The organism is Bradyrhizobium sp. WYCCWR15520 (assembly GCF_056174665.1).
On record NZ_JBWBWM010000025.1, the window covers coordinates 86,872 to 110,539 of the forward strand.

Here is a 23,668-nt window from a genome sequence, read left to right on the forward strand (position 1 = left end):
TTGGCTGCTATGGCGAGCCGGCAACGAGGCGGGAATCGAGGGGCGCGTCCACGACCTCCTCAATATCAACCTTTGCAGCACCCCGATGACCGGGATTGAGGAGAAAATTCCAACCACGGGGAACGATGACCGATGGCACCTGCAACAATGCCGTTGCGGCGCGATCGAGCCACTCGTCACCGATCCGTCGCGTCACGTCAGGCCGCTCGCGCCAATCGACGGCCAGCCGATCGACATCGACTTTTTGAATCTCGATCGCCTCGGAAACGCGTATTCGCAGCAATCGGTATGTCGAGGGGATCAGATCGCGATCCATATGAACCAGTAGCTCGAGCAGCGCGCCTGCCGGATGGTCCGCCAGATAGACGATCCGCTTTCCGCGCGTATGCCACCGGCCGGCTGCCCGCAGTCCACCCTCACCGGACAGATCAGCGTAATTCGATATCCGCCAAAGCTCCATCGAACTAGCTCAGGCGAAAATTCCCTGATCGATTTGTTCAAGCGCTTCGCGAACGACCGCAGCGCCGAGTTCATCCTTCATCAATTCGAGCGGTATTTGGCCCGACATCGAGGCATTCGGACGACGCAACCAGGCCTTCGCCTTCTTCCCGTCGCCAAAAACACGGTCAGCCAGCGCTTCGATCTCCAGGACGCGGAACAATTCGTGCCGTTGGCTTGATGCCGAGACAGGGCGCCGCTGAACGCCCTGCCGCACCGGCTTGGCCTCGAACATCATTTCTCCGCCGGCAGAGGGATTAAGACGCTTGCCGGATTTCGCCGCGGGATTCTTGACCACGACGAATTTCGCAAAACCGGGGACGAGGAACACGCCGGTTTTCTTCAGCTCTTTCTGAGCGGCGACCGGCAGCTTCTCTAGCGCAGCTTTCCCCACCTGCTGCAACTCGCCGCGACGGCGCAGATCCTTCAAGTCCTCGTAAACTTGCGCGCGGGTCTTCGGGCTCATGAATTTCTCTCCAATAATCAATAGATTAGTATCTCTGGAAGATTCTGCAACCAGCCGTTCCCCAATCCAAAGTGGCCGCATCGAAATATCCGGCGCCACGGCCCGATGACCGCGATGACGACCGATGCCGGTCCATGGAGGGAATGTCGACTGACCGCCCACGAAGAATAAGGCTTGAAGCGTCGCCCTTTGCGATTTTCCCGGCCCCCTGCTATGGAAAGCCCCATGTTTGCGCGGCGCACCATCAGCATTAGCGGCCCGGCTTCCGCCTGAGCTTTGGCTCGGCGCAAGACCGGGATTTTCCTGTTCACCCCGCAATATCCGCTTTTCAGCGCCGCCTTCGAGCCAACCAGAGCATTCATGTCCCAACAGCCGCAAAAGTCCGACGTCACAGACTATTCGAAAACCCTGTACCTGCCGCAGACGGAATTCCCGATGCGCGCCGGCCTGCCGCAGCGCGAGCCGGAGATCCTCAAATATTGGAACGAGATCGACCTCTACGGAAAGCTGCGCGAGAGTGCCGAAGGCCGCGCCAAGTTCGTGCTGCATGACGGGCCGCCCTACGCCAACGGCAACATCCATATCGGCCACGCGCTGAACAAGATCCTCAAGGACGTCGTCACCAAGAGCCAGCAGATGCTCGGCTTCGATTCCAACTACGTGCCCGGCTGGGACTGTCATGGCCTGCCGATCGAGTGGAAGATCGAGGAAGAGAACTACCGCTCCAAGGGCAAGCCGAAGCCGGACTTCCGCGACTCCACTGCGATGGTGGCGTTCCGGAAAGAATGCCGCGCCTATGCGACGCACTGGCTCAACGTGCAGCGCGAGGAATTCAAGCGGCTCGGCATCATCGGCGACTGGGATCATCCCTACGCCACCATGAGCTATCCGGCCGAAGCGCAGATCGCGCGCGAATTGATGAAGTTCGCCGCCAACGGCACGCTCTATCGCGGCTCCAAGCCGGTGATGTGGAGCGTGGTGGAAAAGACCGCGCTGGCGGAGGCCGAGGTTGAGTACGAGGACTACACCTCCGACATGGTGTGGGTGAAATTTCCGGTCACCTCGCCCGCGCATGGCGTGCTGGCGGAAGCGTCCGTGGTGATCTGGACCACCACGCCGTGGACGCTGCCGGGCAACCGCGCGATCTCGTTCTCGCCGAAGATCGCTTATGGCCTTTACAAGGTCACCGATGCACCCGCTGACAATTGGGCAAAGACCGGCGATCTCCTGATCCTTGCCGACGCGCTTGCTGGAGAAGTATTCAAGCAGGCGCGCGTCACCGCCTACGAGAAGCTGCGCGACCTGCCCGGCGACACGCTCGACGCGGTGGAATGTGCCCATCCGTTGCGAGGCTTCAGCGGCGGATATGAGTTCACCGTGCCGCTGTTGTCCGGTGACCACGTCACCGATGACACCGGCACCGGCTTCGTCCATACCGCACCGGGCCACGGCCGCGAGGACTTCGACGCCTGGATCGCGAACGTGCGCGAGCTGGAGGCCCGCGGCATCCACCCCGTGATCCCCTACACCGTCGACGAGAACGGCGCTTACACCGATCATGCACCGGGCTTCACCGGCAAGCGCGTCATCAACGACAAGGGCGAGAAGGGCGACGCCAACGAGGCCGTCATCAAGGCGCTGGTCGAAGCCGGCAAGCTGCTCGCGCGCGGCCGGCTCAAGCATCAATATCCGCATTCCTGGCGCTCGAAGAAGCCAGTGATCTTCCGCAACACGCCGCAATGGTTCATCGCGATGGACAAGGACATTGCGGTGGATGGCAAGACCAGGCCCGGCGACACGCTGCGCGCCCGCGCGCTGCACGCGATCTCGGTGACGCAGTGGGTGCCGCCCGCCGGCCAGAACCGCATCAACGGCATGATCGCCGGCCGCCCCGACTGGGTGATCTCGCGCCAGCGCGCCTGGGGCGTGCCGATCGCCGTGTTCGTGCGCGAGAGGGGCGACGGCTCGGCTGAAATCCTGCAGGACGAAATCGTCAACCAGCGTATCTGCGAAGCCTTCGCGGAAGAAGGCGCCGATGCGTGGTACATGGAAGGCGCCCGCGAGCGTTTCCTCGGGGACCGCGCGGCTGAGGACTGGAAGAAGGTCGACGACATCTGCGACGTCTGGTTCGATTCCGGCTCGACCCACGCCTTCGTGCTGGAAGACCGACAGAATTTTCCCAGCCTCGGCAACATCGTCCGCAAGGTCGATGGCGGCGAAGATACCGTGATGTATCTCGAAGGCAGCGACCAGCATCGCGGCTGGTTTCATTCCTCGCTCCTGGAAAGCGCCGGCACGCGTGGCCGCGCGCCCTATGATGTCGTGCTCACCCATGGCTTCACGCTGGACGAGAACGGCCGCAAGATGTCGAAATCGCTCGGCAACACCGTCGAGCCGCAGAAGGTGATGAAGGATTCGGGCGCGGATATCCTGCGTCTCTGGGTCTGCGCCACCGACTATGCCGACGACCAGCGCATCGGCCCCGAGATCCTGAAGAACACCATCGAGACCTACCGCAAGCTGCGGAACTCGATCCGCTGGATGCTCGGCACGCTGCATCATTTCGACCCCAGTGATGCGGTCGCCCATGGCGACATGCCCGAGCTGGAGCGGCTGATGTTGCACGAACTCGCCAAACGCGCGGCAACCGTGCGCCAGGCCTATGCCGAGTTCGACTACAAGACAGTGGTCGCGACACTTGCGGCGTTCATGAACACCGAATTGTCGGCGTTCTATTTCGACATCCGCAAGGACACGCTCTATTGCGACCCGCCGTCGTCGGTGGCGCGCAAGGCGGCGCTGACCGCGATCGACATCATCTGCGATGCGATCCTGCGCTGGCTGGCGCCGGTGCTCAGCTTCACGACCGAAGAAGCGTGGCGGATGTACAAGCCGGAGGCGGAAGCCTCGGTGCATCTGACGCTGTTCCCGGAGGGATTTGACCAGTTCCGCGACGACGCCCTCGCCGCGAAGTGGGAGACCATCCGCGACGTCCGCCGTGTCGTCACGGGTGCACTTGAACTGGAACGCGCGGCCAAGAACATCGGCTCCTCGCTGGAGGCGTCGCCCTTGGTCTACGTGTCGGACAAGAACATCTTCAACACGCTGATCGACATCGACCTGGCGGAAGTCTGCATCACTTCGAACGCGATGGTGACCAATGACGACGCGCCGGCAAGCGCATTCACCCTCGCCGACGTGCCTGGCGTTGCCGTCGTCGTCGAAAAGGCCGTGGGCACCAAATGCGCGCGCTCCTGGAAGATCCTGCCGACCGTCGGCGAAGACGCCGAATATCCCGACGTTTCCCCGCGCGATGCGCAGGCCTTGCGGGAATGGAAGGCGCTAGCCGAGGGCGTGAAGCCGGTTGCTGCGGTTGAAGCACGCGCCAAGCCCGTCGCGTTGGTCGAGAAGCAAGTTGTCGAACCAGTGCAGCCAACGGAGGAAGTGCCGGAGCAGGCTGATTCAGCAGAGGTGACCGCGGATCAGACCAGCAAGAAGGTCAGAGCCAAGAAGCCTGCGAAAGCCACGGCTGCGGAAACGACCGACAAGGCCACGGCAGCCAACAAAGCTGCCGAAGCCAAGCCTGAAAGCGGTACCGCGGAAGTCAAGAAGGCCCCGGCCAAGAAAGCCAAGACCAAGAAAGCCAAGACCAAGAAAGCCACAGCCAAGAAAACGACGACCAAGCCAGCTAGCGCCAAGAAGACCAAGGCAAAGAAAACCAAGGCCAAGAAAGCGAAAGCCATGAAGTCCGCCAAATCCAAAGCTCCTTCGGCAAGGAAGGCGGCCAAGAAGGCGACAAAGAAGGCCGTAAAGCAAGCCAGCAAGAAGACCGCCAAGAAGGCAGGGAAAAAGCCGCCGGCGGCCAAGGCAAAGAAGAAGAAAAAGAAGGCCAGATAAGTGTCTGGCCTCGAACACGCACGCACCCCTCACCTGCGCGCCGGGGTCATTGCCGCGGTTGCGACGCTGGTGCTGGACCAGGCCTCGAAACTCTGGCTGCTCTATGTGTTCGACCTCGCCAATCGCGGCGCGGTCCGCGTCACGCCGTTCTTCGACCTGGTGCTGGCCTGGAATGTCGGGATCAGCTTTGGCTGGTTCCAGACGGACAACCAGCTCGCCCAGATCGCGCTGATGGCGATCAAGGCGGTTGCGGTGATAGTGCTGGGGATCTGGATGGCGCGCTCCAGCACGCTGCTGGCGACGCTGGCGCTGGGTCTGATCATCGGCGGAGCAGTCGGCAACGGCATCGACCGCTTTCTGCACGGCGCGGTGGTCGATTTTGCCCTGTTCCACGTCGAGATCGGGGGAAAAACCTTCAATTGGTACGTGTTTAACCTCGCGGATGTGGCCATTGTTGCCGGGGTAGCGGGCCTATTGTATGACTCGTTCCTGGGGGTACCCGCCGCAAAAGCGCCCTGATCCCGGCCGAAAGGACCCTTAGGGTATGAAGCCGGTACGGCCCTCAGGCCGGGCCCCCTATGTTGCAGAAATTGTGAATGGGAACAGCGCGATGCGCGAGACCGAAGCCCGCTTCTGGATGATGCAGATCCCCTCATTAAGCCGGGCGCTGCGCTTGGCCGCTATTTCCCTCGGCATCGGCCTCGTGATGGCCGCTAGCCCGGTGCGCGCGGCCGATGACGAGGACGAGGACGACAAGACCTTCGAGGAAAAGATCATCGAAGGCATCATGCGCGGCATCGGCGGCACCAACATGGAAAACCGCGGCATCGAGTACCGCGAGCGCTCGCCGCTGGTGGTTCCGCCCAAGCTCGATCTGCCGCCCCCATCGACCACCGCGGCTGAAGCGAAGGCGCCGAACTGGCCCAAGGATCCCGACGAGCAGCGCCGCAAGGCCGCGATTGCGGCACGCAAGAAAGAGAACAAGGACCCGCGTGAAGCGGCCCGCATCCTCACCCCGGCTGAACTCGCGGTAGGCAAGACTGCAGCGCCGTCGCGGAAGGACAACGACCCGGTGCAGCCCGGCACCTCCAACAACAATCCGATCTTGAGCCCGTCGCAGCTCGGCTATTCCGGCGGCTTCAGCGGCCTGTTCGGCGGCAACAAGTCCGAGACGGCCACCTTCAAGAGCGAACCGACGCGCGACTCGCTGACGCAGCCGCCGCCCGGTTACCAGACGCCATCGCCGAACTATGCCTACGGCACCGGGCCGAAGGAATCGCTGAACAAGGAATACAATCCGGCCAAGGGCAAGTATGGCGAATAGTTAAGCATGGCGAAGAGTTAAGCTCATCTCTCGCCTTCGTGACGATTGCCGGCGCCGGCGCGGTGTACGATGCCGCGGCTTCGTTCCGAACCATCTTGTTCGGGTTTCGCTTCAAACATTTGCGCGAATTCCAGTCGCAGGACCGGTAACGCCTTTTGCGGAATACGCGCCAGATAGGTCATGATGTCATCGCACCGTTTTGCCGCCTCGCTCGTTGCAGCCTTCATCTCGACGTTTGCTTTCTCCGCCGGCAGCGCGACTGCCCAGACCACGGTCACGTCGGAACGTCCCGCCAGCTTCACCCTCGACAACGGCCTGCAAGTGGTGGTGATCCCCGATCACCGCACCCCCGTCGTCACGCAGATGATCTGGTACAAGGTCGGCTCCGCCGACGAGACGCCGGGCAAATCGGGACTGGCGCACTTCCTCGAGCATTTGATGTTCAAGGGCACCGCCAAACATCCCGCCGGTGAATTCTCGCAGACCGTGCTGCGGATCGGCGGCAACGAGAACGCCTTCACCTCGCTCGACTACACCGGCTATTTCCAGCGCGTGCCGCGCGAGCAACTGGCGAAGATGATGGAGTTCGAGGCCGACCGCATGACCGGCCTGATCCTCAAGGATGAGAACGTATTGCCCGAGCGCGACGTCGTGCTCGAAGAGTTCAACATGCGGGTCGCCAACAATCCGGACGCGCGGCTGACCGAGCAGATCATGGCGGCGCTGTATCTCAACCACCCCTATGGCCGCCCGGTGATCGGCTGGCGCCAGGAGATCGAGAAACTCGACCGCGAGGATGCGCTGGCGTTCTACAAGCGCTTCTATGCGCCGAACAACGCGATCCTGGTGATCGCAGGCGATGTCGACGCCAAGGAAATCCGCGCGATGGTGGAGAAGGCCTACGGCGGCATTCCCGCCCAGCCGGCGATATCAGCGCATCGCGTCCGTCCGCAGGAGCCGGTCCCGGCGGCGCCGCGCACGGTGACGCTGTCCGATCCGCGCGTCGAGCAGACCAGCCTGCGGCGCTATTACCTGGTCCCCTCCTCTGCCACAGCGGCGGCTGGCGAAGGCCCGGCGCTCGACGTGCTCGCGCAACTGATGGGCGGCGGCTCCAATTCCTATCTCTATCGGGCGCTGGTGATCGACCGCCAGCTCGCGATCAGCGCCGGTGCCGGTTATCAGGGCACCTCACTGGACCCCACGCAATTCTCGATCTCGGCTTCGCCAAAGCCCGGCGTGGAGTTTTCGCAGATCGAGCAGGTGATCGACGGCGTGATCACAGAGATCATCGAGAATCCCGCCCGCGCCGAGGACCTCGAGCGGGTCAAGACCCAGTTGATTGCGGAAGCGATCTACGCCCAGGACAACCAGGCCACGCTGGCGCGCTGGTATGGCGGCGCGCTGACCACGGGGCTTTCCATCGACGATATCAGGAGCTGGCCGGACCGGATTCGCGCGGTCACCGCCGAACAGGTTCGCGATGCGGCCCAGAAATGGCTCGACAAGAAGCGCTCGGTGACCGGCTATCTGATCAAGGATACGACAGCAAAACGCGCGGAGAAACGCTCGTGATCCGTTTTACAATTCCCATGCAGCGCCTCGCTTCCACCCTGATCGCCGGCGCCGTGCTGCTGGTGCTGGCGGCGAGCCCGTCGCATGCCGCGGCCAAGATTCAGCGGCTGGTCTCGCCCGGCGGCATCGAGGCCTGGTTCGTGCAGGACGCCACCGTGCCCCTGATCGCGATGGAATACGCCTTCGGCGGCGGCGCCGCCCAGGATCCTGCCGGCAAGTCCGGCGTCGGCAACATGGTCGCCGGGCTGCTCGATGAGGGCTCCGGCGAGCTCGATTCCAAGACTTTCCATGAGCGCCTCGAGCGCCGCGCCATCGAGTTGAGCTTCTCGTCGACCCGGGATTATTTCCGCGGCTCGCTGCGCATGCTCAAGGACAACAAGGACGAGGCTTTCGGCCTTCTGCATCTGGCGCTGACCTCGCCGCGTTTCGACACCAGCGACGTCGAGCGCATTCGCGCACAGATCCTCTCGGGGCTGCGCCGTGACACCACCAACCCGACCTCGCTGGCGAGTCGCAAATTCCTCGAAGTCGCCTTCGGCGATCATCCCTATGGCAGGCAGAGCAATGGCACGCTCGACAGCGTGCCGAAGATCGATGTCGCCGACATGAAGGATTACGTCCGCCGCGTGATCGCCAAGGATACGTTGCGGATCGCCGTGGTCGGCGACGTCGATGCCGACACGCTCGGCAAGCTGCTGGACCAGACGTTCGGCGGATTGCCGGCCAAGGCCAGCCTGACGCCGGTGGCCGAGGTCGAGGCCACCAAACCGCCGCAGCGCGCGTTTGTGCCGCTCGACGTGCCGCAGACCGTAGTGACGTTCGGCGGCCCCGGTATTCGACGCCACGATCCGAATTTCATGGCCGCCTATGTCGTGAACCACATCCTGGGTGGCGGCTCGTCGTCGCGGCTCTACAAGGAGGTGCGCGAAAAGCGCGGCCTTGCCTATTCGGTCTACGAATCCCTGCTCTGGATGGATCGCTCCGCGCTGTTCATCGGCAATACCGGCACCCGCGCCGACCGCGCCGGCGAGACGGTCGATGCGATCGAGCAGGAAATCCGCCGCATCGCCGAGGAAGGCCCGACCCAGAAGGAACTGGACGAGGCCAAGTCCTATCTCAAGGGCTCGCAGATGCTGGCGCTCGATACCTCCTCGAAGCTCGCGCAGGCGCTGCTGCAATACCAGCTCGACAAGCTGCCGATCGACTACATCGAGAAGCGCAACGCCCTCGTCGACGCCGTGACGCTCGATGACGCCAAAAAGACCGCCCAGAAGCTGTGGGGCCAGGGCCTCCTCACCGTCATCGTCGGCCGCGCCCCGCAGGCCGCCGCTCAACCGGTCGCCGCGCCGCCAAAGGCGAATTGAGGCGTTCACCCTTCCACCCTTTGCCGTCATGGCCGGGCATAGCCGTTCGACGGACGGCGTCGCTTCTGCTCGCCTGTCCCCGGCCATCCACGTGTTTTTCTCTTTAGACACTGGTAAGAGGTGGATGCCCGGAACATCTGGCGCGAAGACGCGCTTCGCGGTTTTGCCCGGGCATGACGATTTCCGGTGAACGCCATGCTGCGGGTTTCCCGCGACCTCACGATCGACGAAAACGACATCGAGATTGGGTTTGTCCGCGCCTCCGGCCCCGGCGGACAGAACGTCAACAAGCTTTCGACCGCAGCCCAGCTTCGCTTCGACACGCGCAAGATCACGCTGCCGGAGGATGCCGCGCTGCGACTGCACCGGATTGCCGGCCAGCGCATGACCAAGGAGGGCGTGATCGTGATCCACGCCCAGCGCTTCCGCACCCAGGAGCGCAACCGGGCCGACGCCATCGACCGCCTGCTCGAAATGCTGCGCGAAGCCTTGATCCGCCCGGTACCGCGCCGCGCGACCAAGCCGACCTTCGGCTCCAAGCAGCGACGGCTGGAAGGCAAGAAGCGGCGCAGCGACATCAAGGCGCGGCGCGGTCCATCGCGCTTCGACGATTGAGGTCGCGCCGCCGCTTCGATGCCTCGCCCGCGGTTTCGAACAGACCGATGCTCCAGCAAATCGGACAGCCGCGAAACGCGAGCAGCACGAGGCCGCCAAGCGCGAGCGAACCCCAGGAATGGCTGGGCGGCAATTGCGATCGCACACCACAGCGCACCGATTCCTGCGGCACCGCGCAGCAAGTGTTCCGACAGCGTCTTGCTGGCAAACATTGATCTACTCCGGGATGGGTTCGTGGAATCGATGATTCTTGTTTTGGTGCGCGTTCTTCACGTGGACCGGTTCGCACTTCGCTCGAAAACGCTTCAGTCGCGGACCAGATATTCCCGGATCATGAGCCGCGCGCGGTGAATGCGGGCCTTGACGCTTTCGCGGGTCAGGCCAAGGGCCGCGGCGATCTCGTCGATCGAGAACTCCTCGATATCGCGAAGCAGGATGACTTCACGGTAGTGCCCGGGCAGCGACTGGATCGCACGCGAAAGGTCCATGCGAATGTCTTCGGGTGCGAGACGCGCCCATCGTTCGTCTGCCGTATCGACGGGCACGTCGGGCATTCCGACCGACATTCGCAGCAAGCGATGGCAGGCCCGCCGGGCGACAGCGAACAGCCACGCCGAGAACGAGTTCACCACCCGCAAGGTGCCGATGCGCCGATACAGCAGCAACAGCGTTTCCTGCACCGCATCGTCGATGTCAGACATTCGGCAATTGCGCGCGGCATAGCGCCGGACGTCGGGCTGCGCCGCAGATATCAGCAACGCCAGGGCCCTCTCGTCCCCGCCACGCGCGGCCTCGATCAACGAGGGATCGCAGCGGCTTGCTCTGGCCAATGCCGTCATTGCGACGGCAACCTGCGACCGGCCAGGGCGCACATCGGACAAAATCCGATAAATCCGGTCATAATCGCCACTGCTCCCGTTCCGGCGATCAAATAGCCGATCGGCAATCCCCGCAGGCCGAGAAGCCCGCAAGCTATCATGGCTGCGCCCGCGACCACCCTTGTCGTTCGCTCCCAACCCGGCAAATTCTTGCGATAGAACATAGCAGCTCCCATTGATTGTGCGCGAGAACCTCAAACCGTTCTCTCCCCCTAGAGCCGCCGGGCCGCCTTTTCGGTTCGCGGGAGGCACAAAAAAACTCCGGCCGCCCATGGCGACCGGAGTTCTGTTTGGAGAGCAACCCGACGGAGGAGGCGGGTGTCCTCCAGATGACTGCTACCGGCTGGCCGCAGGAGGGGTAGCCGCCCCGCCCGTGGTCTTCGGCGCGGCGTGAGGCGCGCCGCTGCCGGCTCCGACGGTACCCTTGCCCGTCTTCGCGCCGGCCCTCTGGCTGGGGGCGCCCGCCGTATCCTCGTCGATGCTGCCTGACGTGCCGCCCTGCATCTGGGTCGTGCCCTTTGCGCCGCCGCGGATCTGCGTGTCGGATGAGGCGCCTTGCGCCAGTACGGGGCCGGCAAGCAGGGCCGAGATTGCAACCGCGATCGCCGAGGTTTTCACTAGCTTCATCCATTTCTCCCAGGTTTGGTTGGCGGCAAACAGTTCGGCTACTTCAATGCGCCGTTCGCGGCCGAACATGCTCATCGCCGGATCAGTCGCGTGGCGAACGACGCGGGCGCCATGCAAGCCGCGCGATGTGGTGATCGTGCAGGGATTTCAGGGTCATTTTGCGAATCCTTGGCCACCGGCTGACCGCATATGCGACGCCTCTGCAGCACCCAAAAAGTTCCGTAAAAATATTTTGATGCATGCATTTGATGCGCTAGCCGCCTAAAATCGCTCACCCGACCTTCGAATCGAGTCCTCGAAAATTCATGCCCGTCCGCCAGCTCCCCGAACAGGTCATCAACCGCATCGCCGCCGGCGAAGTGGTCGAGCGTCCGGCGAGCGTGGTCAAGGAGCTGGTCGAGAACGCCATCGACGCCGGCGCCAGCCGCGTCGATGTCTTCACCGACGGTGGCGGCAGGCGCCGCATCGGCATCACCGACGACGGCAGCGGCATGACCTCTGCCGATCTCGCGCTCGCGGTCGATCGCCACGCCACTTCCAAGCTCGACGACGAGGATCTCCTGCGCATTCGCACGCTGGGCTTTCGCGGTGAGGCGCTGCCCTCGATCGGCGCGGTGGCAAAGCTCGGCATCACCACGCGCCACGCCAGCGAGCCGCATGCCTGGTCGCTGTCGGTCGAAGGCGGCGCGAAATCGGAGATCATGCCGGCCGCGCTGTCGCAAGGCACTCGAGTCGAGGTCAGCGACCTCTTTTATGCGACACCGGCGCGGCTGAAATTCCTCAAGACCGACCGCACCGAGGCCGAGGCGATCCGCGAAGTGGTCCGGCGGCTCGCGATGGCACGACCCGATATCGCCTTCACGCTGGCCGGCGAGGAGCGCGCGCCGGTGACATGGGCCGCAGCGCTGCCCGGCACTGCAGGCCGGCTGACGCGGCTCGGTGACATCCTGGGCAGCGATTTTCGCTCTTGCGCCATCGAAGTGCGCGCCGAGCGCGAAGGCGTCGTGGTCGAGGGTTTCGCCGCAGCCCCCTCGCTGACGCGCGCCAATGCGCTCGGGCAGTATCTGTTCGTCAACGGCCGACCGGTGCGCGACAAGCTCATTCTCGGCGCGGTGCGCGCGGCCTATTCGGATTACCTGCCGCGCGACCGCCATCCCGTGGTGGCGCTGTTCGTGACGCTGGCGCCGCAGGAGGTCGACGCCAATGTGCATCCGGCCAAAACCGAGGTGCGGTTTCGCAATGCCGGCCTCGTCCGCGCGCTGATCGTGCATGCGCTGAAAGACGGGCTTGCCCGCGAAGGCAGGCGCACCGCCGCCAATACCGACGGCGCGGCGCTGTCGGCGTTCCGTCCATCGTTTGCGCCGCGCCCGACCAATTGGGATTGGCGGAGTTCACCGGCCTATCCGGTGCGGCCCGCGCCCTCGTTCGAAGGCGCTGCTGCAACGGCCCTCGCCGAAGCGGGACAGGCCGCCTTCGATGTCGGCACGCCAACCGCCGACGTGCGCTTCGAGGCGCAGCCCGCAGCCGACCTGCTCGACCGCCCGCTCGGTGCGGCGCGCACCCAGATCCACGAGACCTACATCGTCTCGCAGACCCGCGACGGCCTGATCGTCGTGGACCAGCACGCCGCCCACGAGCGCATCGTCTACGAAAAGCTGAAGGCTTCGCTGGCGAAGAATGGCGTGCAGCGGCAGATATTGCTGATCCCCGAGATCGTCGAGCTTGATGAGGCCACCGTCGAAAAACTGCTCGATCGCGCCGAAGAGCTGGCGTCGTTCGGCCTGGCGATCGAATCCTTTGGCCCCGGCGCGGTCGCGGTGCGCGAGACGCCGTCGCTGCTCGGCAAGGCGAATGCCGCGGGGCTGCTCCGCGATCTCGCCGAGCATATGGCCGAGTGGGACGAGGCGCTGCCGCTGGAGCGCCGCCTGATGCATGTCTCCGCCACCATGGCCTGCCACGGCTCGGTCCGCGCCGGAAGGCGCCTCAAGCCCGAAGAGATGAACGCGCTGCTTCGCGAGATGGAAGACACACCGAATTCCGGCCAGTGCAACCACGGCCGCCCGACCTATGTGGAATTGAAGCTGAGCGATATCGAGAAGCTGTTCGGAAGACGATAGTTCGTAGGGTGGGCAAAGCGAAGCGTGCCCACCATCACCAGCACGCTGCTTGATGGTGGGCACGGCGCAAGGGCGCCTTTGCCCACCCTACGAAGCTACCCTACGAAACTCGCAAAAACACAAACTCAGTCTCATCATACGCGCGCCGCTCCAGCTCCTCGAATCCCTCGGGCGCGACGAACGCGGCCGCCTTCGCCTCCTCCACCACGAGCAGCGCACCCGGCGTCAGCCAGCCGCCGTCGCGCAGCGAGGCCAGTGCCTTCTCCGCAAGTCCCTTGCCGTAGGGCGGATCGAGAAAGGCCAGCGAGAACGGCTCGACCGGATGCGCCGGTCCCAGATTGGTCGCGTCGCGGCGATAGACTTTTGTGACGCCGCCCAAGCCCAGCGCCTCGACATTGTTGCGCAGCAGCGCACGTGCCTCGGCGCCATTGTCGACGAACAGCGTGAAGCTTGCTCCGCGCGAGACTGCCTCGATGCCAAGCGCGCCGGTGCCGGCGAACAGGTCGAGCACGCGCGCGCCTTCGATCGGGTCGTCATAGGCGTGGATCAGGATGTTGAACACGGACTCGCGCAGGCGATCCGCCGTCGGACGGATCGCCTGCGAAGAAGGAGAGGCCAGGTTACGGCCCTTCAATCGTCCACCGACGACGCGCATAGCCCAGCTACTCGTCCCGCGGCTTCAGATCGCGCTTGCCGTGATAGCCGCGCTTGGGACGCCGCGGCGGGCCGTAGCCATTGGCCTCGTCCTCGTTGCGCGCGCGGGCTTCCTCGCTGCCGGTGCGCTGCACCAGCACGCGGCGGCCCTTGCGGTCGGCGATCAGCGCGCTTTTGCCGGCCGGCTTGAACGGTTTCTTGCCGCGCGGCGCGTCAATCTCTTCGTCGTCGGACTTTTCGCCCGGCATCGGCCGGTTGAAATCGGCGCCGGCGAGCGTTGCGATCTTCTCGCCGAGCTGTTCGCGCAGCACGCGGGTCTTGACCTCCTCGACCTGCCCCTCGTCAAGCTCACCAAGCTGGAACGGTCCGTAGGAAACGCGGATCAGCCGGTTCACCTCAAGACCGAGATGCGCCATGACGTTGCGTACCTCGCGGTTCTTGCCCTCGCGGATCGCGAACACCAGCCAGACATTGGCGCCCTGGTCACGCTCAAGCGTTGCGTCGATCGGCCCGTATTTGACGCCATCGACCTCGATGCCTTTCTTGAGTTCATCGAGCTGCGCCTGCGTCACCTCGCCATGGGCGCGAACGCGGTAACGCCTGAGCCAGCCCGTGTCCGGCAATTCGAGCGCGCGCGCGAGCCCGCCGTCATTGGTCAGCAGCAAGAGCCCCTCGGTGTTGAAATCGAGCCGGCCGATCGAGATCAGCCGCGGCAAGCCTTCCGGCAGGTTGTCGAACACGGTCGGCCGCCCCTCGGGGTCGGCATGCGTGGTCATCAGCCCGCGTGGCTTGTGATACATGAACAGCCGCGTGCGCTCACGCGGCGGCAGTACCTTGCCGTCGAGCGCAATCACGTCATGGGCGGTGACGTCGAGCGCCGGCGAATTGATGACGCGGCCGTTGACGGTGACGCGGCCCTGCGTGACCATTTCCTCGGCATCGCGGCGCGAGGCAAGGCCGGCGCGCGCCAGCACCTTGGCGATGCGTTCGCCGGCCTTTTTCGGCTTCGGCTCCGCGCGGGGGGCGCGCTTGTCGAATTCCGGCGTGCGCTCGCGATAGGCGCCGCGGCCGCCAAACGCCGGGCGCTTTGCAAAAACCCTGCTGTCGTCCTCATTGTCGCGGCGCGGCCGGTCGCTGAACCGCCCCTCGCTGCGCGGATGCTCCTGCCACTCGGTTCGGCCTGCAGGCCGCTCACGGTCACCGTCACGCCGCTCACGCGGACGATCGAATTTCGGTCGATCCTCGCGCGAGCGCGCAAACCGCGGACGCTCGTCGCCGCCGCGATCGTCGCGCGATCTATCGAAACGCGGCTTGTCGAAGTTGCGCGCACCCTCGCGCGGGGGACGGGAATCGCGTCCGCCGCGTTCGTCGCGCTTTTGCCACGGCTTGTCTTCACCACGCTCGGGGCGATCACCAAAATCCTTGCGCGGCCCGCGCGAAAATCGCTTCTCGCCATCGCGGGAAGGCCGATCGCCATACGAGCGATCGCCGCGCGGACGGTCGCCATCCTTCCGGAAGCCTTCCCCACGCGGCGTATAAGGCCGCTTGTCGCCGAATTTTTTGTCCTGGAAACGCCCGGCCGGACGCGCGTCGTCGCGGCTACGGCGCGACGGGCGATCGTCGCGATCATAGTTCGGTCGCTCGCCGCGCGGCTTGAACGAGCGCTTGTCGCCGTCGCGATCCTCGCGTGGACGAAAGTCCTTACGCGGAGCACGCTCTGGTCGATCGCCGCGTGGCCGATCGTCCCGGTCAAATCGTGCCCGCGGCCGGTCACCAAAATCCCGGCGCGGCGGACGGTCATCGTCGCGGCGGAACGAACCACCTTCCCGTTTGCCGGCGTAGGGCTTCTTGCCAAACGATTTTGCGCCGTCCGATTTCCCGGCATACGGCCGCCGATCGCCGTCCCGCTTGGCACCATCGTCCCTGGCGCCAAACCCGCGCTTGGCGAACTTCTTCTCAGGCCCCCTCGCCGCCCCGGAGCGGCCCTTGCCTCCGCCGGTGCGGTCCTTGCCGCCGCCGGGTCGATCACGCCGGCCGCGGGAATCGTTGTTTTTATCGCTATCGCGGGGCATGAATGGTCTCTCGAATACAGATGAAATGGCTATCAGGCTTATGCGGATGGGCTGTCAAAGCGGTAACGCGCGCGCGCTTCGCTCAAGGCGCATTCTCACGCAAAACCGGCATCCACGTTTGCTGAAGGCGCAGCTAGTAGCAGGTTTCTTCGGATGATACGAGGCATGACTGCCCCTTCTTTCATGGATTTGGCGCTAAAAACGGCCGAAAACGCCGGAAAAGCCGGTGAAGTTCCGATCGGCTGCGTCATCGTCAGGGATTACGAGGTCATCGCCACCGCCGGAAACCGGACCCTGACCGACCGCGATCCGACCGCGCACGCCGAAATCCTGGCGATCCGGCAGGCGGCGGAGGTCATCGGCACCGAGCGGCTGGTCGATTGCGACCTCTACGTTACGCTGGAGCCCTGCACCATGTGCGCCGGCGCGATCTCATTTGCCCGGATCCGGCGGCTCTATTACGGCGCGGCGGACCCGAAGGGTGGCGCAGTGGATTCCGGCGTGCGGTTCTTCGCCCAGCCGACCTGCCACCACGTGCCGGAGGTTTATTCGGCGGTGGGCGAGAACCGGGCCGCGACACTGCTGCGGGAATTTTTCAGGGAGCGACGGTAGCACTCAGCCGTCATTGCGAGCGCAGCGAAGCAATCCATTCCTCAACGCGGGGATAGATGGATTGCTTCGCTGCGCTCGCAATGACGTGGAGAGTTCAGCGGCAACTCATGCCGCCGTAAAAAACTCCCGCAACAATTTCGCCGTCGCTTCCGGATTCTCCTCCGTCAGAAAATGTCCGGAATCCACCGGCGCACCCTCCACCTTCGTCGCCCACTTCTTCCACGTGTCGAGCGGCGTCGTTGCAGCGCTCGCGATGCCGGCATCGCCCCACAGCGCCAGCATTGGGATCGTGATCTTCTTGCCGGCGTCGAAATCGGCCTTGTCGATCTCGTAGTCGGCATAGGCACCGGCGCGGTAGTCCTCGCACATCGCATGCACGCGGGCGGGATCGCGAAATGGCGCGAGGTAATGTTCCAGCGCGCGCGGATCGATGGCATCGAGCGTCTTCGATTTTGTCTGGCTCGCCATCTTGTACTTCAGGAAAAATTCTCCGTTGCTTGAGACCAGCGTCTCCGGCAGCGGATAGGGTTGCGCCAAAAACGCCCAATGGTAAATCTTCAGCGCCGAGAGCCGGTTCATCCTCTCCCAATAATCATAGGTCGGCGCGATATCGAGCACCGCGAGTTTCGAAAGCCGGCCCGGATGATCGAGCGCCAGCCGGTACGATACGCGACCACCGCGGTCGTGCCCGGCGAGCGCGAAATGCACATGGCCGAGCTGCTCCATCGCCTCGACCATCGCGTTCGCCATCGCGCGCTTGGTGTAGGGCGTATGGCTCTCGTCGCTGCGGGGCATGTCCGACCAACCGTAGCCCGGTAGGTCCGCGATGATCAGCGTGAACTGGTCCGCAAGCTGCGGCGCGACGGGGTGCCACATCACATGTGTCGATGAAAACCCGTGCAGCAGCAGCAATGGCGGCCCCTTGCCGCCGACGCGGGCAAAGATGCGGCCCGACGAGGTGTTGATCCATTCGGACGCGTAGCCAGGAAACAGATCGGCAAGATCGGGCATGGCCTCTCCTCCATGAGCTGCGGCTCTTGCTTCAAACTTTGTTTGCCGTTGCCGCTTTCAGACCGCAGGTTTATGCCATCCCTCAGGTACGACCAAGAGCAACAAGACCCGAGGAAACCAGCGATGTCGATCGATTTCGAAATTCCGGCCGAAGCCAAGGCGATCCGCGAGAAGGTCCGCAAATGGGTCCATGAGGAATGCATCCCGGCGGAGAAGGAACTCGACACCAAGCCGCTCGCCGAAGTGCTCGGCCCGCTCCGCGCCAAGGCCCGCGCGCGAGGCCTGTGGTGCCCGTGGGTGCCCAAGGAATATGGCGGCATGGGCCTCGGTCCGCTGGCGAATGCGCTGGTGCAGATGGAGCTCGGCGAGAGCATGCTGGGCGCGCTGTCGATGAACACGCAAGGCCCCGATGACGCCTCGATGATGACGATCCTGGCCCACGGAACGGAATATCAGAAGGAAAAGTTCCTTAAACCCCTGCTCAACGGCGACAAGCGCATCTGCTTCTCGATGACGGAAAAAGCCGCCGGCGCCGACGCCACCGGCATGCAGACCACCGCCGTGAAGGACGGCAACGAGAATTACGTCCTGAACGGAGAGAAGTGGTTTTCCTCCTCCGCCAGTGTCGCCGACATGGCGCTCGTCATGGCCAAGACCGATCCGAACGCGCCGCGGCACAAGCAGTATTCCACCTTCCTCGTCGAGCTGCCGAACCCTGGCTACAAGATTAAGCGCAACGTCGCCAACATGGCGATCGAGGGACCGCATGACGACGTCCTGCACGGCGGCCACTCGGAGATCGAGATCAAGGATCTCGTGGTGCCGGCCGACAATCTCGTCGGCGGCGAAGGCAACGGCTTTGCCATGGGCCAGCACCGCCTCGCCTATGGCCGCCTGCGCCATGGCATGCACAACGTCGCCAAGGCGCAGCGCGCGCTCGACATGGCGGTTGCCCATGTCACCAAGCGCTCGACCTTCGGCCAATTGCTCGCGGATCGCCAGGCGGTGCAGTTCATGCTCGCCGACTGCGCCAGCGAACTCTATATCGGACGCCTGATGCTGCTGCACATCGCCTACAAGGCGGAGAAGGGCCTCGATATCAGGCAGGAAAACTCGATCGCCAAAATCTTCCATGCGCACATGGTGCATAAGGTGATCGACACCGCGATCCAGCTCCACGGCGCGCTCGGCTTCAGCCAGGATACGCCGCTGGCGAAGTGGTACACCCAGGTGCGCTCGCAGCGGCTGGTCGACGGTCCCGACGAAGTGCACAAGTGGAAGATCGGCAAAAACGTCATCAAGGCGTTCCGCGAGCACGGCACGACGGCCAGTGCCGCGGGCGGGGATTTGTTGTAGTGACATCAAAGGTGTCATTGCCGGGCTTGACCCGGCAATCCATCCTTCGAAGGACTGATACGAAGAGTGATGGATGCCCGGGTCAAGCCCGGGCATGACGAGCGGAAAACAGGGCGCGTGCGAGCGACTAGCCCCTCTCCCGCTCCACCGCCTGCCAGGCAATATCGCGGCGGCAGAAACCGTCGGGCCAGTTGATGCGATCAACGGCCTGGTAGGCGCGCTGCTGCGCCTCCAGCACGGTCTTGCCCATCGCGCAGACATTCAGCACGCGCCCGCCATTGGCGACAATGCCGCCATCCTTCACCGCCGTGCCGGCATGGAAGATCTCGACGCCCTCGATCCCGGCGGCGTCTTCGAGCCCCTCGATGCGCGTGCCCTTCTTGTAGTCGCCGGGATAACCCTTCGCCGCCATCACTACCGTCAGCGCAGGATCGGGAAACCAGCGCAGATCAAAGTGCTTCAACTCGCCGTCGCAGGACGCCAGGAACGCCGGCACGATGTCGGACATCATCCGCAGCATCAGCACCTGGCATTCGGGATCGCCGAACCGGACATTGTATTCGAATAATTTAGGCCCCTGATCCGTCAGCATCACACCGGCATACAGCACGCCGCGAAATGGCGTGCCGCGCTTCTTCATGCCGGCCACCGTCGGCAGGATAATGTGCGCCATGATCTGATCGTGAATTTCCGGAGTCACGAACGGCGTCGGCGAATAGGCGCCCATGCCGCCGGTGTTCGGGCCCTCGTCGTGATCGAACACGCGCTTGTGGTCTTGCGCGGTGGCGAGCGGGATCGCGGTCTCGCCGTCGCACAGCGCGAAGAAGCTGATCTCGCGGCCGGCGAGGAATTCCTCGATCACGACTTCCGTTCCCGCCGCACCGAACGCGCCCTCGAACATCATCGCGATGGCGGCCTCGGCCTCGGGCAGCGTCTTCGCCACCACAACGCCCTTGCCGGCTGCCAGCCCGTCGGCTTTCACGACAATCGGCGCGCCTTGCTTGCGCACATAGGCCAGCGCGTCGTCAGCCGTGGTGAAGCGGCCATAGGCACCGGTCGGAATATTGAACTCGGTGCAGAGCGCCTTGGTAAAACCTTTGGAGCCCTCGAGCTGGGCAGCCTGCTTGCTCGGACCGAACGCCTTAATGCCGGCCGCGGCGAGATCGTCGACGATGCCGGCCGCCAGCGGCGTTTCCGGGCCGACCACGACAAGGTCGACAGCGTTGTCTTTGCAGAACTCGATCACGGCGGGATGATTCGCAACGTCAAGCGCCACGCACTCGGCTTCCCGCGCCATCCCGGCATTACCGGGTGCGCACCACAGCTTGGTGAGCAGCGGGGAAGCGGCAATCTTCCACGCCAGAGCGTGTTCGCGGCCGCCGGAACCGAGCAGGAGAATGTTCATGGGGAGTGCAGCCAAATGGAGGGTTGCCGGCAATTGCGCGACGGTTTAGCACGACAGCGGCCGGCCGCAACAACGGGTCTATTCCTGTGTGGATATGTGCCGTGACGCCCCCGTGATGGCCTCCGTACCTTGCGGAAGCGCTGGAAAAGGCCGATTCTAGGCATATGCCTGCTGAGAACCTCATCAACGCGCCTGAATTCACCGTCTCGGAACTCTCCTCCGCGCTGAAGCGGACGGTGGAGGACCGGTTTGGCCATGTCCGAGTGCGCGGCGAAATCTCCGGCTTCCGGGGTCCGCACTCCTCGGGCCATTGCTATTTCGCGCTGAAGGACGAGAGCGCCAAGATCGAGGCGGTGATCTGGAAGTTCGCCCACGCCCGGATGCGGTTCAAGCCGCAGGAGGGGCTGGAGGTCATTGCGACCGGCAAGCTCACGACCTACCCCAACTCCTCGAAATACCAGATCGTCATCGAGTCCCTCGAGCCCGCCGGGATCGGCGCGCTGATGGCGCTGATGGAGGAGCGCAAGCGGAAGCTCGCCGCCGAGGGCCTGTTCGACGAGGCGCGCAAGCAATTGCTGCCCTGGTTGCCGGAAGTGATCGGCGTCGTCACCTCGCCGACCGGCGCCGTCATCAGGGACATCCTGCACCGGCTGCAGGACCGTTTTCCCCGCCGCGTACTGGTGTGGCCGGTCAAGGTGCAGGGCGAAGGCTCCGCCGAGCAAGTCGCGGCGGCGATCCGCGGCTTCAATGCGCTGCCGGAAGGCGGACGAATTCCGCGCCCCGATCTCCTGATTGTCGCGCGCGGCGGCGGCTCGCTGGAGGACCTGTGGTCGTTCAACGAGGAGATCGTGGTCCGCGCCGCCGCCGACAGCGTGATCCCGCTGATCTCGGCCGTCGGCCACGAGACCGACATCACGCTGATCGATTTCGCCGCCGACAAGCGCGCTCCGACGCCGACCGCGGCGGCCGAAATGGCGGTCCCGGTGCGCAGCGAATTGTTCGCCGAGGTCGAAAGCCTGGCGCGCCGCACCATGGTGTGCTGGCAGCGCGGCCAGGAGAGCCGCCGCAATGAATTGCGCGCCGCCGCCCGCGCCCTGCCCAGCTTGAGCGAACTGCTCGCGATCCCCCGGCAGCGGCTGGATCATCTCGGCGCCGCCCTGCCCCGTGGCTTGAAGGCCAATACGCACGCCCATCACCGCCGCTTTTCGCATCTCAGCGCCGGGCTGACGCTGAAGGTTTTGCGCGGACAGGTCGCGCAGGCCAACCATCGCCTCACGGTGTCTGGCGAGCGCATTCGCCTGTCAGCGCGCGCCCTGCTGCGCAGCCGGCGCGATCGCTTCGCCGGGCTGGAGGTCAGGCTGAAGGCCTCAAAGCTCTCCAACGCCCAGGCGCAGCGCAACACCATCGCGCGCGACCGCGAACGGACGCACCGGCTGGCCGAGCGCGCACGCCGTGCGCTGCTAACCGCCCTGCAGCGTCTCGATGCGCGCGTTGCCCATAGCGGGCAGTTGCTGTCGGCGCTGTCCTATCGCGGCGTGCTTGCCCGAGGCTTTGCGCTGGTGCGCGACGAGCAGGGCCACGCCGTCCATGCCGCCGCCGCGATCGGGCCAAGCGCACGCCTCTCCATCGAATTTGCCGACGGCCGCGTCGGCGCCACCGCGGATGCGGACCGGCCTCAGGCGACGGCGCCGGATTCAACCGCTCCGAAGGCGGCACCGCGTGAGCCCAAGCCGGCGGCGCCGAAGCGCGTGGTCAAGCCGGTCGATCAGGGAAGCCTGTTCTAAGCTTACCCATTCTCCGTCATGCCTGGGCTTGTCCCGGGCATCCACGTCTTGGCCGCACAGGAAGGACGTGGATGGCCGGGACAAGCCCGGCCATGACGAACAACACAATCTCAATTAGCGCGCCAGCCACTCCGTGACCTGCTGCTGCGAATCCTTTCGTGCTTCCGCATCGGTGCCGATATGCCCGCGTTCGGGCAACGCGGCGTCGGCCCCCGTGATCGCGCGCAGCGGAAGGTTGGCGCGGTCGAAATCGTGAGCCGCCCCCGGATAGACCACGATCCGCGCCAACGCGCTGCGGCCGCGAGCGCCCTCCACCACCTGGCGGCAGGCCGACGGCGAACTGACGTCGTCCTTGGCGCCGATCAACAGCAGCGTCGGCACGCGCGTGCTCCAGCCGAGGCCGGAGGAGATCCGGCAGTCCGGATAGAAGGCGATGGCCGAACGGAAATCCGGCTCGGCACTGCGCGACAATGATTGCGGGCGCACCGCCCACAGCACCGCGCTGGCGCCGTTCGCCCATCCGATCAGGCTGATCCGGTCACGCGCGGCCCAGGGTTGCTGCAACAGCCATTGCCGCGTCGCATTGATATCGGCGACCCGCTCGCGACGGGCCAGCACCCGGCGCTCCTTGACTTGGCACTGTGGGCCGAGTTCGCGCGAACCATAGCTGTCCGGCAGCAGCACCGCGTGGCCGGTCTTCAACAATTGCTCCGCCCAGTCGCGGTAGCGCGCCAGCACCGGCTCCGATTGCCCACCCAATCCGCCGCAGCCGTGCAGCGCAATCACGGTGGGAAAGGGCCCTTCCCCGGCGGGCTTGTAGAGCTGCGCGTGCAGCATCAGGCTGGCCGTCGCCGGGATATCGACCTGCTGCGGCGCCGGCAACGGCGCAGCATTTGCCGTGCAAGCCGTAGCGAGGAGCGTCAGGAAAAGCGTTGCTGACAACAGGCGCATCGGTCTCTGTCGTATCGGGATAACGCTGCGGGCCCGGTAAAATTTCACGCTATCATGCACCCGGACACAAAATCATCACAAGTCGGTGGGTTTCGGGGGCGGACAGTACGACCTATCTATGATAGATCGAATTTTGGAAATTACACTTAAGGCCAGTCCTTCCGGATCGGCCCATCGGAGAGTTTGACGGTGCTTAATAAATTCGGTCCCTCGGGCCACGGCGAAGCCCAGGTGCAGTATCTCGATGGCGATTTCCGCGTCATCTCACCCGGAACCTATGTGCGCTGCGCCATTACCGACGTGCGGATTCCGCTCGATGAATTGAAGTATTGGAGCGTCGATCTGCAGGAGGCCTATTCGGTGCCGAGTGCGGTGCTGCAGCGGCATTTTCCCGGCGCACTGAAGTCGCAGGGGTGAGCCGTCGTTCGTAGGGTGGGCAAAGGCGCATCGCGCCGTGCCCACCAT

At 64.4% G+C, this 23,668-nt stretch carries 21 protein-coding genes and 1 pseudogene; 11 read left to right on the plus strand and 11 right to left on the minus strand.

The features are described 5' to 3' along the window. Positions 1-7: 7 nt before the first annotated feature. A complete protein-coding gene (locus AC0QUY_RS27070) occupies positions 8-460 on the minus strand; it encodes an RES family NAD+ phosphorylase (RefSeq protein ID WP_475389264.1) in 453 nt (150 codons plus the stop codon). 9 nt (positions 461-469) lie between these two features. Continuing rightward, positions 470-1,333, minus strand: a complete 864-nt coding sequence (locus AC0QUY_RS27075; RefSeq protein WP_475389266.1) for an antitoxin Xre/MbcA/ParS toxin-binding domain-containing protein — start codon at positions 1,331-1,333, stop codon at positions 470-472. Between AC0QUY_RS27075 and ileS the strand changes: the two are divergent. The 3 genes and pseudogenes from ileS to AC0QUY_RS27090 all read left to right on the plus strand — a co-directional run. Then, a pseudogene (gene ileS / locus AC0QUY_RS27080) lies at positions 1,325-4,321 on the plus strand (isoleucine--tRNA ligase); the annotation flags it as partial. The gene AC0QUY_RS27075 and the pseudogene ileS sit on opposite strands and share 9 nt — an antisense overlap. A 540-nt stretch (positions 4,322-4,861) precedes the next feature. Beyond that, positions 4,862-5,380 carry a signal peptidase II gene (lspA, locus tag AC0QUY_RS27085; protein ID WP_475389267.1) on the plus strand — a complete coding sequence of 173 codons (519 nt, stop codon included), beginning with the start codon at positions 4,862-4,864 and terminating at the stop codon, positions 5,378-5,380. A 91-nt stretch (positions 5,381-5,471) separates the two neighbouring features. Then, positions 5,472-6,185: a hypothetical protein gene (locus tag AC0QUY_RS27090; protein WP_475389268.1), complete on the plus strand. Its 714-nt coding sequence runs from the start codon at positions 5,472-5,474 to the stop codon at positions 6,183-6,185. A gap of 23 nt (positions 6,186-6,208) precedes the next feature. Here the strand turns inward: AC0QUY_RS27090 and AC0QUY_RS27095 are convergent, their stop codons facing one another. Next, entirely contained in the window at positions 6,209-6,367 is a 159-nt protein-coding gene (locus AC0QUY_RS27095) for a hypothetical protein (protein ID WP_475389270.1), read from the minus strand. On the opposite strand from AC0QUY_RS27095, the gene AC0QUY_RS27100 reads away from it, so the two are divergent. The 3 genes from AC0QUY_RS27100 to arfB all read left to right on the plus strand — a co-directional run bounded on the left by AC0QUY_RS27100 (position 6,366) and on the right by arfB (position 9,736). Next, positions 6,366-7,757 carry a M16 family metallopeptidase gene (locus AC0QUY_RS27100; RefSeq protein WP_475389271.1) on the plus strand — a complete coding sequence of 464 codons (1,392 nt, stop codon included), beginning with the start codon at positions 6,366-6,368 and terminating at the stop codon, positions 7,755-7,757. The two genes, AC0QUY_RS27095 and AC0QUY_RS27100, sit on opposite strands and share 2 nt — an antisense overlap. Before the next feature lie 17 nt (positions 7,758-7,774). After that, positions 7,775-9,121, plus strand: a complete 1,347-nt coding sequence (locus AC0QUY_RS27105) for a M16 family metallopeptidase (protein WP_475389313.1) — start codon at positions 7,775-7,777, stop codon at positions 9,119-9,121. 195 nt (positions 9,122-9,316) lie between these two features. Next, entirely contained in the window at positions 9,317-9,736 is a 420-nt protein-coding gene (gene arfB, locus AC0QUY_RS27110) for an alternative ribosome rescue aminoacyl-tRNA hydrolase ArfB (protein WP_161849755.1), read from the plus strand. Positions 9,737-10,041: 305 nt separating this feature from the next. On the opposite strand, the gene AC0QUY_RS27115 is transcribed toward arfB, so the two are convergent. The 3 genes from AC0QUY_RS27115 to AC0QUY_RS27125 form a co-directional block, all read right to left on the minus strand. Then, positions 10,042-10,575 (minus strand): RNA polymerase sigma factor, encoded by a 534-nt coding sequence (locus tag AC0QUY_RS27115; protein WP_475389272.1) that lies wholly within the window; start codon positions 10,573-10,575, stop codon positions 10,042-10,044. Beyond that, positions 10,572-10,778 (minus strand): YgaP family membrane protein, encoded by a 207-nt coding sequence (locus AC0QUY_RS27120; RefSeq protein ID WP_161849756.1) that lies wholly within the window; start codon positions 10,776-10,778, stop codon positions 10,572-10,574. Before AC0QUY_RS27120 ends, AC0QUY_RS27115 begins: the two co-directional genes overlap by 4 nt. A gap of 172 nt (positions 10,779-10,950) precedes the next feature. Continuing rightward, positions 10,951-11,241: a hypothetical protein gene (locus tag AC0QUY_RS27125; protein ID WP_475389273.1), complete on the minus strand. Its 291-nt coding sequence runs from the start codon at positions 11,239-11,241 to the stop codon at positions 10,951-10,953. Between the two features lie 305 nt (positions 11,242-11,546). On the opposite strand from AC0QUY_RS27125, the gene mutL reads away from it, so the two are divergent. Next, the gene (gene mutL, locus AC0QUY_RS27130) at positions 11,547-13,358 is read left to right on the plus strand and encodes a DNA mismatch repair endonuclease MutL (RefSeq protein WP_475389275.1); all 1,812 of its coding nucleotides are present in this window, start codon (positions 11,547-11,549) and stop codon (positions 13,356-13,358) included. 100 nt (positions 13,359-13,458) lie between these two features. Here the strand turns inward: mutL and rsmD are convergent, their stop codons facing one another. Both rsmD and AC0QUY_RS27140 read right to left on the minus strand, forming a co-directional pair. Next, on the minus strand, positions 13,459-14,013 hold the full coding sequence (gene rsmD, locus AC0QUY_RS27135) for a 16S rRNA (guanine(966)-N(2))-methyltransferase RsmD (RefSeq protein WP_475389277.1): 555 nt from the start codon (positions 14,011-14,013) through the stop codon (positions 13,459-13,461). Positions 14,014-14,020: 7 nt separating this feature from the next. Further along, positions 14,021-16,084 carry a pseudouridine synthase gene (locus AC0QUY_RS27140; RefSeq protein WP_475389278.1) on the minus strand — a complete coding sequence of 688 codons (2,064 nt, stop codon included), beginning with the start codon at positions 16,082-16,084 and terminating at the stop codon, positions 14,021-14,023. Between the two features lie 153 nt (positions 16,085-16,237). Here AC0QUY_RS27140 and AC0QUY_RS27145 point away from each other — a divergent pair, with 153 nt between their 5' ends. After that, positions 16,238-16,696, plus strand: coding sequence for a nucleoside deaminase (locus tag AC0QUY_RS27145; protein ID WP_161849762.1), 459 nt, complete (start codon positions 16,238-16,240; stop codon positions 16,694-16,696). Positions 16,697-16,801: 105 nt separating this feature from the next. Here the strand turns inward: AC0QUY_RS27145 and AC0QUY_RS27150 are convergent, their stop codons facing one another. Further along, entirely contained in the window at positions 16,802-17,707 is a 906-nt protein-coding gene (locus tag AC0QUY_RS27150) for an alpha/beta fold hydrolase (RefSeq protein ID WP_161849763.1), read from the minus strand. Between the two features lie 123 nt (positions 17,708-17,830). On the opposite strand from AC0QUY_RS27150, the gene AC0QUY_RS27155 reads away from it, so the two are divergent. Next, on the plus strand, positions 17,831-19,063 hold the full coding sequence (locus AC0QUY_RS27155) for an acyl-CoA dehydrogenase family protein (protein ID WP_475389279.1): 1,233 nt from the start codon (positions 17,831-17,833) through the stop codon (positions 19,061-19,063). A gap of 127 nt (positions 19,064-19,190) precedes the next feature. Here the strand turns inward: AC0QUY_RS27155 and purD are convergent, their stop codons facing one another. Then, on the minus strand, positions 19,191-20,468 hold the full coding sequence (gene purD / locus AC0QUY_RS27160) for a phosphoribosylamine--glycine ligase (RefSeq protein ID WP_475389281.1): 1,278 nt from the start codon (positions 20,466-20,468) through the stop codon (positions 19,191-19,193). Positions 20,469-20,632: 164 nt separating this feature from the next. Between purD and xseA the strand changes: the two genes are divergently transcribed. After that, positions 20,633-22,252 (plus strand): exodeoxyribonuclease VII large subunit, encoded by a 1,620-nt coding sequence (gene xseA / locus AC0QUY_RS27165; RefSeq protein ID WP_475389282.1) that lies wholly within the window; start codon positions 20,633-20,635, stop codon positions 22,250-22,252. Between the two features lie 114 nt (positions 22,253-22,366). On the opposite strand, the gene AC0QUY_RS27170 is transcribed toward xseA, so the two are convergent. Then, entirely contained in the window at positions 22,367-23,203 is an 837-nt protein-coding gene (locus tag AC0QUY_RS27170) for a dienelactone hydrolase family protein (RefSeq protein ID WP_475389283.1), read from the minus strand. A gap of 189 nt (positions 23,204-23,392) precedes the next feature. Here AC0QUY_RS27170 and AC0QUY_RS27175 point away from each other — a divergent pair, with 189 nt between their 5' ends. Beyond that, on the plus strand, positions 23,393-23,620 hold the full coding sequence (locus tag AC0QUY_RS27175; protein ID WP_057861041.1) for a DUF2093 domain-containing protein: 228 nt from the start codon (positions 23,393-23,395) through the stop codon (positions 23,618-23,620). Positions 23,621-23,668: the final 48 nt, after the last annotated feature.